The organism is Aquimarina mytili, from assembly GCF_016735115.1.
Classification (GTDB): Bacteria; Bacteroidota; Bacteroidia; order Flavobacteriales; family Flavobacteriaceae; genus Aquimarina; species Aquimarina mytili.
On sequence record NZ_JAERQJ010000009.1, the window covers coordinates 13,132 to 28,739 of the forward strand.

Here is a 15,608-nt window from a genome sequence, read left to right on the forward strand (position 1 = left end):
CCAAATGTAAAAATGATAGCTTATGCACAAAATTACCCTTGAGCAAGAGTTCAACGCTCGACAATTAACACATAAATATAAAGATATCTGGGATCGAGGAATTCACCTCTTTACTATAAATGATCAAAATCGTGATTTCTATTATAGTATTTTCTATGTAGATATGTTATTTGCTGAAGTGATTTATAATAAACTCACTGGTGATATTATTACTATCAAGAGTTTTAGCGATAAGGCAAAGATCATGTATTATCTAAGAGAAGATTTTTCATAGCAGAATCGTATACATACATATACTTTAAAACCTTATTTTCTTCTATACCAAATATTTAGAATTAGACCTGTGATTACTAACAGAGTACCCACAAGGCTTAATAATGGATAAACATCAGAGAACCAGAAAACACCAGCGATCATAGTGAAGATCACTTCTACGTATTTTAAAGAGACAATCTTATTTGTAGCTTGAGATTGAAAGGCTTTGGTCATAAATAATTGTCCAAAATACCCAAACACCCCAAGACTAAGTAACAAAACCCACTCTACTCCTTTAGGTGTTGTCCACTCAAATACAGAAAGTACACCACCTATAATCAAAGAAATCCACATAAAATAATTTACAATCACAACAGGATGATCTCCTTGCCCTATTTTATTGATAAGTACATATACAATACCACTAAAAAAGGCTGAGCCAAGGATTAGAAGAAAACCAATAGAGCTAATATTTGGATCAAAACCTTTAATCATTAACACTCCAATAAATGCCATTAAGAAAAATAACCATTGTACTGGTTTTACCTGCTCTCTTAAGAAAAACACCGCTAGAATTGTTGCAAAAATTGGAGAAAGATATCGTAATGAAACTGCAGAACCAATGGGTAAATAATGTACCGACATAAAAAACAGCCCCATTGAGGTTACACCCGCCAAACCTCTATACACTAAGAGTTTCTTTTGATTTCCCAGCATTGGAATTTTGTGCCACAAAAGATAACTCATCGTAAAAAATAAGGAACCAAATGCTCTAAACAAAACTAACTGCCCACTGCCGAAATGAGCAAGATACTTAACAAATAAATTCATCGCAGTAAAGCAAACTGCGCTCAGGAGCATGTAGTATATGGCTTTTTTCATGAAGTTAGCAAAGATACATTTTAAAAGTTGAAGCTCGCCTACTTCGTTTTGATTTCATGAAATACCAATTTCTAGTCTCTTTGGCATAATAATAGCTTCATTGTAAAATATTTATTACTTTAGTTTTCTTAATCCCCAATAACAACTATGAAAAAGCTGTTTCCCCTACTACTGCTTTTTTTAGCACAAATTACCTATTCACAGCAATACACTGTGCTGGATTCTGTACAAAAAAAGCCTATTTCGTATGCTACTATTTCTTTTGGCAACGGTAACGGTACTTTTGCAGATGCAGATGGTAATTTTCAATTTTCCAAGAAGTGGTATGCCGATATTGACACCTTGTACATATCTGCTATGGGGCATAAAGAGCTTGCCATATCCACAAAATCTCTACCAAAAAAGATTCTCTTGGTTGAAGATGTAGCCATGCTGAAAGAAGTATATATTACAGCAGAGAAAAAAAGGAAATACAAAACCAAAAAATTGGCTTCTCAGGTTCATAACGATTACTTTAGATCCTGGCTTCCTACGGTAGAGTCCGAAATCGCTGTTTTTTTTCCTAAGAATACTGAAAAATCGACCAAGATCGCATCGGTGTATTTACCCGTAAAAGTAGAATCTTCTAATAGAAATGCTACTAAAAATCAATCTTTTTCTACAGTATTTAAGATGCAGTTTTATAGTAATGAGAAGGGCTATCCGGGCCAAAGATTGTACTATGAAGATATTATTTTTGAGGTAACAGATAAAGATAAACCTAATTTTGAACTGATCGTTTCAGATTATAAAGTCTTTATTCCAGAAGATGGAGTTTTTATTTCTATTCAGGTGTTAGGGTACGCCGATAAAGATGGTAAGCTACAACAAACTAAAAAGTATAGCGAGATCGAAACCCGTAAAGGCATTGTAAAGGTTCCTACTACATTTAGACCATTATTGCCATTTACCGATAAAATTAATGGGTATAAAACCTTTACCCGAAGGATATTTTTTAAAAACAGGACCTGGCAACGTTTTGATAGAGAGTATAGCGATAACAATAACCTGATCAAAAGTAACAATACCAATTACGGCATGGGGTTAAAACTACATTTGTATGAAGATGAGTAAGGTTCAGATATATTAGCTACTACATATTCTTAGTATTCTAATCCAAAAATGACCTTCTGTTTTTATTAAATTGTACAGCGGCTGTATGTACCTCTTGATGTTCTGTTCGGTTTTCTGCATATCCCACGGCATCATCAATCGTAAGATAATAATGGTCTACCCCTAGCCTATCTGTAAAACCAGATCGTTTTAAAAAATCTCTAACAGGGCCTATGGTACCAACCATTAGTAGTTGAATTTCTAAATCGTCTAAATATTGAAATATATCTTCTAAAACATGCAGCCCCGTACTATCAATATCATGCATATTTGTATTATCTAAAATTAAAAACTTTGGCAAAGGGTCTCGGGCCGAAATATATTCCTGGATCGTATCTTTAAAATAACTAGAATTACCAAAGTATAATTGATTATCAAAACGAATAATAAGATAATCAGGGGATTGCATAGCATCAGGAAATCTATTTATATTTCTATAATACGTGGTTCCTGGAATATTTACAAGTTCAGCAATATGAGGTCTTGAACTATAATACTGAAGGAAAATAAAAGATAAAATCACTCCAATAAATATCCCTTTCTCTACCCCAAAAGCCAGTGTACCTACAAAAGTGATAATCATTACAATAAAATCTCTCCTACGCAGCTTGAAAAGGTACTTAGCTTCGCTAAAATTAATAAGACCAAATACAGAAACCAAGATGATAGCGGCTAAAGTTGCATTGGGTATATAATAGAAGAATGAGGTTAAAAACAATAAAGATAAAATTACCATAATGGCTGCAATAATAGAAGACATCGTAGTTTTACCTCCAGCTTCATCATTAATTGCCGATCTACTATAGCTTCCTGATGAAGGTACAGCTTGAAAAAAAGCTCCAATTACTTTGGCAATGCCTAAAGCAAATAACTCTTGATTAGGCCGGATAATATGATCTCGATTCTTCATTTCTAAAGATTTAGCAATGCCTATACTCCCAACATATCCTATAAAAGTAACGGTTAATACCGAGGGTATAAGTGCCATCATAGTATCATAGCTCATTTCAGGCACCATAAAAACGGGCAATCCTTTGGGTACATCCTTAATAATGGCCACTCCCATTGTATTCAGATCAAATGCATAGGCGGCAATTGTAGTAATTACAAGTACTGTAAGGGCTCCCGGAAAAGAACGTTTCCACTTTTTCAAAATCAAAATAACCGCAATAGAGAACATACAAATTCCAAAAGCAAGCCAGTTTATCTCTAACAAATGACGTATTGCATACCAAATCGTTTGATGTGTATGGGCAAATCTTGGAATATCTAAACCTAAGCCTTCTTTTAACTGAGAAACAATTATAATGATGGCTGCAGCTGATATAAATCCAGAGATAACAGGTTGAGAAATCAAATTAACCAAAAACCCCATCCGAAGCACACTCATGATGATTTGCAAAACACCAATTAAAACCCCAGAAAACAAAACAAGTTCTACGAATTTATCTGTAAATGGATCTGCAAGTTGACTTACACCACTCATGACCAAAATAGCAGTAACCGCAACGGGACCAATACTTAATTGCCTCGAAGTTCCAAAAAAAGCGTAGAGAAGTAACGGAACCAAACATGCGTATAGTCCATAAATTGGAGGAACCCCCATAAGCAAGGCATACGCAATCGCTTGCGGAATCAAGACTACCCCAACGGTTATACCCGCAATTATATCAGACTTCAAAATAGAAGTATTATACTCTTTATTTGTGAAGACTTGAAGAAACGGGAATATTTTATGTATTGCTTTAACGGTCTTTTTATTTTGGTTGATTACGTAAATCTACAACAGTTGTCAAATTATGCCAAATGAATTTCGATTAGATCAGTTTATTTTAATGATTTACCTATTTTTGAGCAAAAAGGATATCACATTAATACTATTTAAATCGTAATGAACGAAACATTACTTCTTTTTCTATTGGCGGCTATAGGATTTATAGCGGGAGTTATTAATACTATGGCTGGCGGCGGTTCATTACTAACACTACCCATGTTAATTTTTATGGGACTCCCACCTGCCGTTGCAAATGGCACAAATCGAATCGGTATTTTTATTCAAAGTATCACATCTGTGGCTGGTTTTAAAAGTAAGGGTATTAAACCAAATTCGTTTGGAGTTTTTCTGGGTGTATCAGCTCTGGTTGGATCAATAATTGGCGCTCAAATAGCTGTAGACATTAAAGGCGAAACCTTTAATAAAATTTTAGCCATAGTAATGGTAGTTGTGGTATTTTTTATGGTATTTAAACCAAAAGTAAAAATTGAAGACCTGGTAGAGAGAACAAAAGGGAAATATTTATGGTTATCTATACTTGCATTTTTCTTTATTGGTTTCTATGGTGGTTTTATACAAGCAGGAGTCGGTATTTTTATTCTTCTTGCATTAACCTCTATAAACTATATGGGACTAGTTAAAGCTAATGCAGTAAAAGTGTTAGTGGTTTTTATTTATACTATTGGAGCACTAGCTATTTTCATGTATAACAAGCAAATAGATTACTTATATGGACTTATTCTTGCTTTAGGTAATGCTTCTGGCGGGTGGATAGCAAGCAGATGGTCTGTAAAAAAGGGAGATGGTATTGTAAAGATATTTCTAATTGTTATGGTGATTGCCATGGCCATTAAATTATGGTTGGACAATTAGGTATTCGGTTAAGATCATGAGTGCCAGATTATCGCTTATTGCCTGATTATTCTTATCTTTTACACGTAGTAGTAAACATAAAATCATCTCATATGAAACTTTCCCCCTTAAATATTATCCTAATTTGTTTTCTCTTAATAAGTTGTAAATCACAAAAAAAAGAAGATACTGAGAATACTAATGAAATTGAAGTAGTACCCGCAAAAGAGCCTCAAAAACCAGCAAGTGATATTATTATAGATCCTATTGGCCACGGGACTGCCATAGTACAATGGAAAGAAAAAACCATTTATATTGACCCAACAGGGGGCACTAAAGCTTTTAAAGGTAAAAAACTACCTGATCTTGTTTTGATTACCGATATTCATGGAGACCATATGAATATTGACACCCTTGATAGCTTAAATCTTTCTAAAGCAGAAGTTGTGGTGCCACCAGCAGTTGCCGAAAAACTTCCTGCAAGTTATACCGAAAAATTAGTGATTATTAATAATGGCGAAACCAAAGAAATACAAGGAATATCTATAGAAGCAATCCCCATGTATAATCTTAGAGAAGAAGCTTTAAAATTTCACGAAAAAGGAAGAGGTAATGGTTATGTAATTACTTTAGGAAAAGAACGCATATACTTTTCTGGCGATACAGAAGATATACCAGAGATGAGGGCATTAAAATATATAGATAAAGCCTTTATATGCATGAATTTACCGTACACCATGACTGTAGAAAGTGCCGCTGATGCAGTATTAGAGTTTAAACCCGTACAAGTATATCCATATCACTACCGAGGCACCGAAGGATTAAGTGATGTACAAAAGTTTAAAGAAATTGTATCAAAAGAAAACCCAAATATCGAGGTAGTACAATTAGATTGGTACCCTAATTAAAATAATATTATTTCTTAATTATATATTTGCCCTTTTTAAATGGAAATTGATACTGAAAATGACTCACAAACACTTTGCTATATATAAACCTTACGGATATCTGAGTCAGTTTGTAAACAATGGGCAAAAACAAAATTCCAAGAAACTTCTTGGTGAATTATATGATTTTCCGTTAGGAACAATGGCTATTGGTAGGTTAGACGAAAAATCTGAGGGGTTATTATTGTTAACCACAGATGGTAAGACAAGTAATCATATATGTAGTGGTGGTATTGAAAAAGAATATTATGCCCAGGTTGATGGTAATATTACTATCGATGCAATTAACCAGCTTAGTCAGGGTATTGAGATCGGTTTTGATGGTAGGAAATATAAGACAGCACCATGTAAAGCTGCGATATTAAAAAATATACCAGATTTTCCAGAGCGATCAAGAAAAATAAGAGATGATAGACATGGCCCCACAAGCTGGGTATCCATTACTCTCAAAGAAGGCAAATTTAGACAAATTCGCAAAATGACTTCTGCCGTCGGTTATCCTACCCTAAGATTAATTCGGGTTAGAATTGGTGATATTTATCTTAATAATATGCAAGTGGGTGAAGTAAAAGAATTGATAGATATTTGAAATTATTATAATTCAAAAACAAGTAATACTTCGTCTCTTAATTTATGGAGTTGAGAACGTAATATTCTTTTATCAACTGTAATCGATAATGTTATTTTAGAAAATTCTTTAGTGAAGAAAGAAAAACTTAAAAAAGCTTTTGGCTTGTTGGTATTTACAAACCAATTTTTTGCCCGCTGTTCGGCTAATTGATCGATTTTATGCTCATTAGTATCTTCAATAATTACACCTTCAATATAATCTGCATTTGTATCGTATGGAACTATAGGGAGGTTATGCTCTTGTATCAGTGCCGCAATACTGGTATCTAATTTGGGAAGCACCATTTTCAGTTTATTTTCGAAAGGCTTATTCGCTTCTTTAAAGTAATTTGAAATATAATGTGAATCGCTTTCTGGATCTGGTGGCATAGCGAGACTTACCGTCATCCCAGAAGAATAATAAATTTGTAAATAAGTTGAATTCCCTATTGCACCGGCTTCTCCACTCATAACCCACTATTCATTTAATAATCGCTGGAATTCTTCTAAATACACTCCTACGTGGTAACCATCGGCCAAACCATGATGTACGTTGACTGCAATGGGTAGATTGAGTTTATTTTCTACTTTAGTATATTTTCCAAAAGAAATCTTTGGAACACTATCTACAAATTGAAAATGTCGGGCATGTGTAAGACCGGTAAAATTATACCATGGTATGGACGAATAATGAATTGTATCTATTCGTTTAGCGTTATCTGTATAACGCAGACCTGAGCTTTTTTTGACTGCTTCTATCTCCTTTTTTGATTCTGAAACAAACGTTTCAAAATCTTCTTGAAACTCCATAAATGAAAAACCGAACGTATGATCATCTCTTCCTATTGTTGGCGATGCGTGGATCTTATCATACACGTATATCTCATTATCTTCTATGCGATACTTAAAGGCTTCAACTGTATTTGCGGCTAATAATGATTTATATAAATAAAAAAGAAAATATGGATATCCTAAATCCTTTATCTTTTGATATCCTTTCGTAAAATCTACAGTGGTTGTTACCCCAAAAAATGGTTCATCAAAGCTCCCAAAAAACTCAAAATGTTCTCTTCTATTCCAAGAATCTAAGTCTAATTTGGTTCTCATTACAATACCTCTAGTAGTTCGCTTGCTTTTGTAAAGCTTCTAAAATTTGGATGTGTTATCTCTCCGTTTACAACTTCGTGTGCCCAAGTAGTATGAAAAGGAATATGAAATGCATATGCTCCAATATTTAAAACCGGTATAACATCTGATTTTAAGGAATTACCCACCATTAAAAATTCTTCTTTCGCAATATCCAAATGTTTTACAAGCTTACTATACTGTTTTTCCGTCTTATCAGATACGATCTCAATATGATGAAAGTATTTTTCTAAACCAGAATTGATCAATTTACGTTCTTGATCCAGTAAATCTCCTTTGGTAGCCATTACCAAACGATAACGTTTTGACAATTCTTTCAAAGTATCATCAATACCATCAATCAATTCTATAGGTTCTTGAAGCATTTGCTTACCCTTTGCAATTAGTTTTTGTACAAGATCAATATTCATATTACCATTTGAAATCTTGATCGCTGCTTCTATTAAAGAAAGTGTAAAAGGTTTAATACCATACCCATAAATTGGTAAGTTTTGCATTTCTACATCAAAAAGAAGCTTATTTGCCTCCTCTTTGGGCATATAATCATCTAAAAGGTCGCAAAACTCCTCTTCAGCCTTTCTAAATATTGTTTCATTGACCCAAAGGGTATCATCTGCATCAAATGCTATTACTTTAATTTTACTTAATGGCATTTTTTATAGTTTTTGATAAAATAGACATATGAGATTTAGAGTAATCGCAACTGAAAATTAAAAAACAGGTTAAATATCACACTAAGCGAAACACACTAACACCTTATACTATCGCACTAATTTCTTATACTTAATACGTTTTGGCATTAAATCACCTCCTAAACGTTTCTTCTTATTCTCTTCATAGTCAGAGAAACTTCCTTCAAAGAAATATACCTGAGAATCTCCTTCGAATGCTAAAATATGTGTACATATACGATCTAAAAACCAACGATCGTGAGAGATCACCACTGCACATCCTGCAAAGTTCTCAAGACCTTCTTCCAGAGCCCGTAACGTATTGACATCTAAATCATTAGTTGGCTCATCTAAAAGTAATACATTACCTTCCTCTTTTAAGGTCATTGCAAGATGTAATCTGTTTCTTTCACCACCTGAAAGTGTAGATACTTTTTTGTTTTGCTCGCTACCACTAAAATTAAATCGACTTAAATATGCTCTGGAATTTACTTGTCGGCCACCCATCATAATAAGCTCTTGCTCATCACTAAAGTTTTGCCAAATTGTCTTTTCTGGATCAATATTGCTATGACTTTGATCTACATAGGCAATTTTTGAGGTGTCACCAACCGTAAAACTTCCTTTATCGGCTTGCTCCTCACCCATGATCATTTTAAAAATTGTAGTCTTACCAGCACCATTTGGACCGATTATTCCAACTATACCTGCTTGAGGAAGATTAAAATTTAAGTCTTCATATAACAATTTATCCCCATATGCTTTACTTACTCCATTAGCTTCAATAACATTGGTTCCTAATCTAGGACCATTAGGGATATAAATCTCCAGCTTTTCGTCTACTTGTTTTTGATCTTGATTTAATAGTTTATCATAATTCTTTAAACGCGCTTTTTGTTTAGTTTGTCTTCCTTTGGCTCCTTGGCGCACCCATTCTAACTCTCGTTCTAAAGTTTTTTGACGTTTAGAGGCCGATTTGCTTTCTTGTGCTAATCGCTTAGATTTTTGGTCTAACCAAGAAGAATAATTTCCTTTCCAAGGGATCCCTTCTCCTCTATCCAATTCTAATATCCAACCCGCTACATTATCTAAGAAATAACGGTCGTGTGTAACAGCGATCACTGTTCCCTTATATTGTTGTAAATGATGTTCTAACCAATGCACTGACTCTGCATCAAGGTGGTTGGTAGGTTCATCTAATAGTAAAACATCGGGTTCTTGTAATAAAAGACGACATAGCGCCACTCTTCTTTTTTCACCACCAGACAAAACTCCTATCTTTTTATCAGAATCCGGAGTTCGTAAAGCATCCATTGCTATTTCAAGTTTGGTATCTAGTTCCCAAGCATTGCTGGCATCAATCTGATCTTGCAAGTTTGCTTGTTTATCCATAAGTTCCTGCATTTTATCAGGATTTTCATAGACTTCAGGTAAACCAAACATATCATTGATCTTATTATACTCGTCCAAAACAGCTACAGTTTCTGCTACACCTTCTTTAACAACCTCTAATACAGTTTTTTCAGGATCCAACTTTGGTTCTTGTTCTAAAAAACCAACACTATATCCAGAAGCAAAAACAACATCACCTTGATAGTTTTTATCTACTCCAGCGATAATCTTAAGCAATGTAGATTTACCCGAACCATTGAGTCCGAGAATTCCTATTTTGGCTCCATAAAAAAAGCTTAAATAAATATTTTTGAGTACCGGCGTATTAGCACTTTTGTAAGTTTTACTAACACCCGACATAGAAAAGATAACCTTTTTATCGTCTGACATAAGCCCCTAAATTATTTTTATTTGTTATACAAGAGTTAGACTCTTCCTTTTAAAGCATTAAATACCCATGCGTTAGCTAGAAATCCTAATCCAACAGCCGCAAATCCCCAACCTGAAACATCTCTATATCTAAATGCTCCTAAAGCTATTAACCCTAAACCAGCCAGGATCATTATAAATGTAGCCCAAGCCAACACAGTATTTTTATTCATTCCCATAAATTATTATTTAGTACGGTTAATTATGTTCAAAAAAACACATTTAGATACAAATATCGGCATTTTATCGTCAAAAAAACGGATTTTAAGGCGTTCTTAAAAAACTAAAATACTTTATCCATTGTTTTACAGTAATTTAAAAAAAATCTAAACCAACATTTTATATAAATTGTTTATGAACCTTATAAAGATTAAGAACTAACTTCAAAACAAAAAGTATTGTTTATTACATCATCAAATTATCCATAAACTACCCGATTTTTGTATTTTCGTGCAAACAATACACACAAATACACAAATGGATATAAACTTCAATAAAAACGAAGATCATAATAAACTTCTGGTCTCTGAACTAAAGCAGAAGCTAACCAAAGTAAAATTAGGAGGAGGAGAAAAACGAATTGAAAAGCTCCATAATAAGGGCAAAATGACGGCAAGAGAAAGAATAGACTACCTTCTTGACAAGGATTCTAAATCGATAGAAATTGCCGCATTTGCAGGAGAAGATATGTATCAAGAACATGGTGGTTGTCCTAGCGGTGGTGTCGTTGTAAAAATTGGTTATGTAAGTGATAAGCAATGTATTATTGTTGCTAATGATGCTACCGTAAAGGCTGGTGCATGGTTTCCTATTACGGGAAAGAAAAACCTAAGAGCTCAGGAACTATCCATAGAAAATAAATTACCAATCATCTATCTTGTAGATAGTGCCGGTGTATACTTACCTATGCAGGATGAAATTTTTCCTGACAAAGAACACTTCGGAAGAATTTTTCGTAACAACGCTGTTATGAGTAGTATGGGGATCACTCAAATATCTGCCGTAATGGGTAGTTGTGTTGCTGGGGGTGCTTACTTACCAATTATGAGTGACGAGGCTCTAATTGTTGATAAGACAGGAAGTATTTTTCTGGCCGGAAGCTATTTAGTAAAAGCGGCTATTGGTGAAACTATTGATAATGAAACTCTTGGTGGAGCAACAACTCATTGTGAAATATCTGGAGTAACCGATTACAAAGCTAAAGATGACAAAGATGCGCTTGATACCATCAAGAACATCATGTCAAAAATTGGTGATTTTGATAAAGCTGGATTTAATCGTAGCAAACCTGTTAAGCCAAAAGAAAATCCTGAAGAAATATACGGTATACTACCAAAAGCCAGGAATGAACAATACGATATGATGGAGATCATTAAACGATTGGTTGATGGTTCTGATTTTGAAGAATACAAAGCTGGTTATGGTCAAAGTATTATTACAGGATATGCACGCATTGATGGATGGGCAGTTGGAATTGTAGCCAATCAACGTAAAATAGTAAAAACTAAAAAAGGTGAAATGCAGTTTGGCGGAGTAATCTATTCGGATTCTGCTGATAAAGCAACCCGATTTATAGCTAATTGCAATCAAAAGAAAATACCACTTGTTTTTTTACAAGATGTAACTGGATTTATGGTGGGTAGCAAAAGTGAACATGGGGGTATTATAAAAGATGGTGCAAAAATGGTTAATGCCGTTAGTAATAGTGTTGTTCCAAAATTTACAATTGTTATTGGCAATTCATACGGTGCAGGTAATTATGCGATGTGTGGTAAAGCCTATGATCCAAGGTTGATTTATGCCTGGCCAAGTGCCGAATTAGCGGTTATGGGTGGTGCACAAGCAGCAAAAGTATTACTACAGATAGAAACGGCTTCTCTTAAGAATAAAGGAGAAACATTATCTGAAGAGGACGAGAAAGCCTTATACGATAGGATCAAAGCAAGGTATGACAAACAAATATCGCCATATTATGCCGCGGCTCGTATTTGGACAGATGGTATTATAGATCCTCTCGAAACCAGAAATGTAATCTCGATGGGTATAGAAGCCGCAAACCACTCTCCTATCGAAAAGAAATTTAATCTAGGTGTGATACAGGCATAAAACGGATTAAATGAGAATATTCTATATCATTTTTGCAGGTATGTTTATTGGCAATTCCTGTGGGGCATTTGCACAATCTGACACTATAAAACCTAAAGAAGTAGAACAATATTTATTGCTTTCGAAAGAGTTTTTGCATAAAAACATAGATAGCTCGCTTTTTTATATTAATAGAGCTTTACTCCTTTCTAAATCGATTTCTAATGATACTTTATTAGCAAAATCACATTTACAGAAAAGCAGTATTCTTATTTTTAAGAAAAAATTTTCTGAAGCCGATTCATTGCTTCAGAACAATTTAAAAAATGTACTTCCAAAGCATATTGAAGGACAAACCTGGCAAAATTTAGCGACAATACAGTATTATAAACAAGATTTCGAAAATGCTTTAAACTTATACCTTAAAGCTGTAGAAATTCTTGAAAATGCTGGCAATCCAAGGTTATTAGTAAATGCATATACTAATATTGGATCTATTAATGCCAGTTTAAAGTATTATGACAAAGCGGTTACCTACCTTGAAAAGGCACTTCCATTAAGTGATTTTAACGAATCCATACGGATGCAGATTTTAGTAAACTTAAGTTCTATATATTATGAACAAAAACTATTTAAAAAGTATCTAGAAACCGCAAGCCAGGCCGAAGAATTAGCCAAAAAATACAATTCAAAACGTGTGCTTTCGGTTATCTACGGTAATTTTTCCAATTATTATTCTGAAGAAGGAGCAGAATATGATAAGGCCATTATATATGGTAAAAAAGCTATAGAACTTAAAAAAGAACTTAATAGTTTATATACTATAGGACTAACATATAACAACCTAGGACATTCTTATCTCAAAAAAGAAGAATATCGTAAAGCTATCACCTATCTTGATAGTGCCCTTCCTGGGGCCAAAGGACTATTAAAGTCTTATATTTATAACAACCTTAAAGATTCATATACGGGTTTAAATGATTATAAAAAAGCCATGTATTATGCAGATCTTAAGGATAGACTTAAAGATTCTATTACCAACGCTCAACAAAAAGAAAAAGTAGCAGAACTGACCGAAAAATTTGAATCAGAAAAAAAACAGCAGCAAATTGACATCTTGGACACCCAAAATGAGTTACAAGCGTTGACGATTTCTCAACAAAAATATTTGCTGATTGTCTTGGTTGCCTTTGGATTACTGTTCTTGATTCTAGGGTATTTTGGTTTCAAAAGCTATAAAACTAAACAGCAATTAGATACCATTTTGTTGCAGCAAAAACTTAGAAAAACACAACTTAACCCCCATTTTTTGTTCAATGCATTGCAAAGCATTCAAAATTTTATTTATCAAAATGATAAAGAAAAATCTGGTTCTTATTTGGCAAGTTATTCAAAATTAATACGTCTGATTCTCGAAAAATCTAACGAAAATTTTATTAGCGTAGCAGACGATAAACTTGCTTTAGAATCTTACCTTAATTTGCAGCAACTTACGCACAATAATTCTTTTTCTTTCAATATTAATGTTGAAGATAACGTAGATGAAGATTTTGATCAACTCCCCTCTTTAATTACACAACCCTTTGTTGAAAATGCTATTCTTCATGGGTTAAAAGATATTGTAGATGGCAAGGTTTCTATATCGTATCTTAAGAAAGATGCCGATTTACATGTTATTATTAAAGATAATGGAAAAGGATTTGAGACCAAAAAAGAGAACTCAAAAAGGCTACATAAATCAATGAGCATGGGGATTATCAAAGAACAAATAAAAAATCTCAATAAAACTTTAAAAGGCTTCACAGGTAATATTTCGGTTGATTCTTCATCTTCTGGAACAAAAGTTACGTTACGATTTAGAATAGCTTAAAAAATGTATATTATCTTTACGTTATGAGTGCAATTACCTGTTTTATTGTAGAAGATGACCCACAAGCTCTTGACTATGCGTCATCACTTATAAGGAAATATGGTAATATAAATATTCTGGGGACTTCAGATACCATAAAAGAAGCTGCAGTGTCTGTCAAAAAACTTCAACCAGATTTTTTGATTCTTGATGTATTTCTTACTGATGGTAATGCATTTGAATTTTTGGCATTATTTGACACTATTGATTTCAAAATAATATTTACTACTTCGTATGCAAAATATGCTATCGATGCTTTTAAGTTTTCGGCTTTAGATTATCTTTTAAAGCCATATGACGAACAAGAAATGATTACTGCGCTTCAAAAAGTTGATCAGGATATTCACAAGGAGAATTACAAACTTCAGTTAAAAACATTGCTCCAAAACTTTTCTAATCAGACTGCATCAAAAAAAATAGTCCTTAAAAATGCAGATGCCATTCATATCATAAAAACCGAGGATATTTTATTTGCCCAATCCGATAATAACTATACTACATTCTTCCTAACATCAGGGAAGGAAATATTAGTTTCAAAATCCTTAAAATCGTTCGAAGAAAAATTATCTGAACACAACTTTTTTCGTGTACATCAAAGCTTTTTGATCAATCTAACCTACATCTCATCATTTGATAAACGTAATGATCAAATTATTCTTGATCAATCACATCCTATTCCGGTAGCTCAGAGTAGAAAACAAAAGCTGATTACGTATATAGAGAATTTATAATTCGTGAATTCTAATCTATACGGGTTACTTTCTGGAAATACACCTTCAAATTCTCATTCTACAAAATTCAAACGATCAATTGACTTACTTTAGTTCATAGAACTAATTTTCACACAAATTAAAATGAAAAAAACAATTATAGCTATGCTATCACTCGCTTTATGTATGTCTTGCGGAAGTGATAAACAAAAAGAAAAAGAACCTGGGTTATTTGATATTATTGACGGGGTTTCTGATCTAAATAAACTGGCAAAAGAAGTCGAAGAAATTGAAGAAGAAGGAGAAAAACTTTTAAAGGCGACTCCTATATCCAATGAAGAATTAAAGGCTATATTACCAGAAAGTCTAGTAGGTTTTACTAGAAAGAAGTTTTCTGTTGGCAATCAATTTATGGCAGATGTAGCCATGGCAGAGGCTGAATATGAAAATGAAGATGGAGACATGATTTCTCTATCTATCATTGATGGCGCTGGCGAAACCGGAAGTGCTATGATTTCCTTAAGCCGTTTGGGGTTTTCTAGAGATTTTGAAGAACAGACCGATACTGGATACAAAAAATCTATCACCCTAAATGGATACAAAGCTGTCGAAGAAAAAGAAAAAGATACATACAACGACAGTGAAGATTCTAAAATTGACTTGATGATTGCAAACCGGTTTATCGTTTCTTTAGAAGGGAATAATGTGCCTTTGCAAAAAATAAAAAAGTCAGTAAACGAATTGGATCTTAAGGCTCTTGAACAAAAAGCTGACTAAAACACAATACGTACATAC

Annotated in this window: 16 protein-coding genes; 9 read left to right on the forward strand and 7 right to left on the reverse strand. The window is 33.6% G+C overall.

All coding sequences use genetic code 11. The features are described 5' to 3' along the window. Nucleotides 1-22 precede the first annotated feature (22 nt). Nucleotides 23-274, forward strand: a complete 252-nt coding sequence (locus tag JJQ60_RS18290) for a hypothetical protein (protein ID WP_201923641.1) — start codon at nucleotides 23-25, stop codon at nucleotides 272-274. A gap of 32 nt (nucleotides 275-306) precedes the next feature. Here the strand turns inward: JJQ60_RS18290 and JJQ60_RS18295 are convergent, their stop codons facing one another. Further along, complete coding sequence (locus JJQ60_RS18295; RefSeq protein ID WP_236669170.1) at nucleotides 307-1,137, reverse strand: DMT family transporter; 831 nt, start codon at nucleotides 1,135-1,137, stop codon at nucleotides 307-309. Between the two features lie 147 nt (nucleotides 1,138-1,284). Between JJQ60_RS18295 and JJQ60_RS18300 the strand changes: the two genes are divergently transcribed. Beyond that, nucleotides 1,285-2,250 carry a carboxypeptidase-like regulatory domain-containing protein gene (locus JJQ60_RS18300; RefSeq protein ID WP_201923643.1) on the forward strand — a complete coding sequence of 322 codons (966 nt, stop codon included), beginning with the start codon at nucleotides 1,285-1,287 and terminating at the stop codon, nucleotides 2,248-2,250. Between the two features lie 37 nt (nucleotides 2,251-2,287). Here JJQ60_RS18300 and JJQ60_RS18305 read toward each other — a convergent pair whose 3' ends face one another. Next, nucleotides 2,288-4,030: a SulP family inorganic anion transporter gene (locus tag JJQ60_RS18305; RefSeq protein WP_394369551.1), complete on the reverse strand. Its 1,743-nt coding sequence runs from the start codon at nucleotides 4,028-4,030 to the stop codon at nucleotides 2,288-2,290. Nucleotides 4,031-4,180: 150 nt separating this feature from the next. Here JJQ60_RS18305 and JJQ60_RS18310 point away from each other — a divergent pair, with 150 nt between their 5' ends. The 3 genes from JJQ60_RS18310 (at nucleotide 4,181) to JJQ60_RS18320 (ending at nucleotide 6,451) form a co-directional block, all read left to right on the forward strand. Beyond that, nucleotides 4,181-4,936 (forward strand): sulfite exporter TauE/SafE family protein, encoded by a 756-nt coding sequence (locus tag JJQ60_RS18310; RefSeq protein ID WP_201923648.1) that lies wholly within the window; start codon nucleotides 4,181-4,183, stop codon nucleotides 4,934-4,936. Between the two features lie 92 nt (nucleotides 4,937-5,028). Next, complete coding sequence (locus tag JJQ60_RS18315) at nucleotides 5,029-5,823, forward strand: MBL fold metallo-hydrolase (RefSeq protein WP_201923649.1); 795 nt, start codon at nucleotides 5,029-5,031, stop codon at nucleotides 5,821-5,823. A 58-nt stretch (nucleotides 5,824-5,881) separates the two neighbouring features. Further along, nucleotides 5,882-6,451, forward strand: coding sequence for a pseudouridine synthase (locus JJQ60_RS18320; RefSeq protein WP_201923651.1), 570 nt, complete (start codon nucleotides 5,882-5,884; stop codon nucleotides 6,449-6,451). A 5-nt stretch (nucleotides 6,452-6,456) separates the two neighbouring features. On the opposite strand, the gene JJQ60_RS18325 is transcribed toward JJQ60_RS18320, so the two are convergent. From JJQ60_RS18325 to JJQ60_RS18345, 5 genes are all read right to left on the reverse strand, one after another. After that, entirely contained in the window at nucleotides 6,457-6,942 is a 486-nt protein-coding gene (locus tag JJQ60_RS18325; RefSeq protein WP_201923653.1) for a hypothetical protein, read from the reverse strand. A gap of 6 nt (nucleotides 6,943-6,948) precedes the next feature. After that, nucleotides 6,949-7,578, reverse strand: a complete 630-nt coding sequence (locus tag JJQ60_RS18330; protein ID WP_201923655.1) for a chloramphenicol acetyltransferase — start codon at nucleotides 7,576-7,578, stop codon at nucleotides 6,949-6,951. Further along, the gene (locus JJQ60_RS18335) at nucleotides 7,578-8,270 is read right to left on the reverse strand and encodes an HAD family hydrolase (RefSeq protein ID WP_201923656.1); all 693 of its coding nucleotides are present in this window, start codon (nucleotides 8,268-8,270) and stop codon (nucleotides 7,578-7,580) included. Before JJQ60_RS18335 ends, JJQ60_RS18330 begins: the two co-directional genes overlap by 1 nt. Nucleotides 8,271-8,378: 108 nt before the next feature. Then, entirely contained in the window at nucleotides 8,379-10,070 is a 1,692-nt protein-coding gene (gene ettA, locus JJQ60_RS18340) for an energy-dependent translational throttle protein EttA (RefSeq protein WP_201923658.1), read from the reverse strand. Nucleotides 10,071-10,105: 35 nt separating this feature from the next. Next, a complete protein-coding gene (locus JJQ60_RS18345) occupies nucleotides 10,106-10,288 on the reverse strand; it encodes a CAL67264 family membrane protein (protein WP_201923660.1) in 183 nt (60 codons plus the stop codon). Between the two features lie 298 nt (nucleotides 10,289-10,586). On the opposite strand from JJQ60_RS18345, the gene JJQ60_RS18350 reads away from it, so the two are divergent. From JJQ60_RS18350 to JJQ60_RS18365, 4 genes are all read left to right on the forward strand, one after another. Next, nucleotides 10,587-12,215: an acyl-CoA carboxylase subunit beta gene (locus tag JJQ60_RS18350; protein WP_201923662.1), complete on the forward strand. Its 1,629-nt coding sequence runs from the start codon at nucleotides 10,587-10,589 to the stop codon at nucleotides 12,213-12,215. Between the two features lie 10 nt (nucleotides 12,216-12,225). Continuing rightward, nucleotides 12,226-14,064: a tetratricopeptide repeat-containing sensor histidine kinase gene (locus tag JJQ60_RS18355; protein ID WP_201923664.1), complete on the forward strand. Its 1,839-nt coding sequence runs from the start codon at nucleotides 12,226-12,228 to the stop codon at nucleotides 14,062-14,064. A 23-nt stretch (nucleotides 14,065-14,087) separates the two neighbouring features. After that, a complete protein-coding gene (locus JJQ60_RS18360; RefSeq protein ID WP_201923666.1) occupies nucleotides 14,088-14,834 on the forward strand; it encodes a LytR/AlgR family response regulator transcription factor in 747 nt (248 codons plus the stop codon). 123 nt (nucleotides 14,835-14,957) lie between these two features. After that, entirely contained in the window at nucleotides 14,958-15,590 is a 633-nt protein-coding gene (locus JJQ60_RS18365; protein ID WP_201923669.1) for a hypothetical protein, read from the forward strand. Nucleotides 15,591-15,608: the final 18 nt, after the last annotated feature.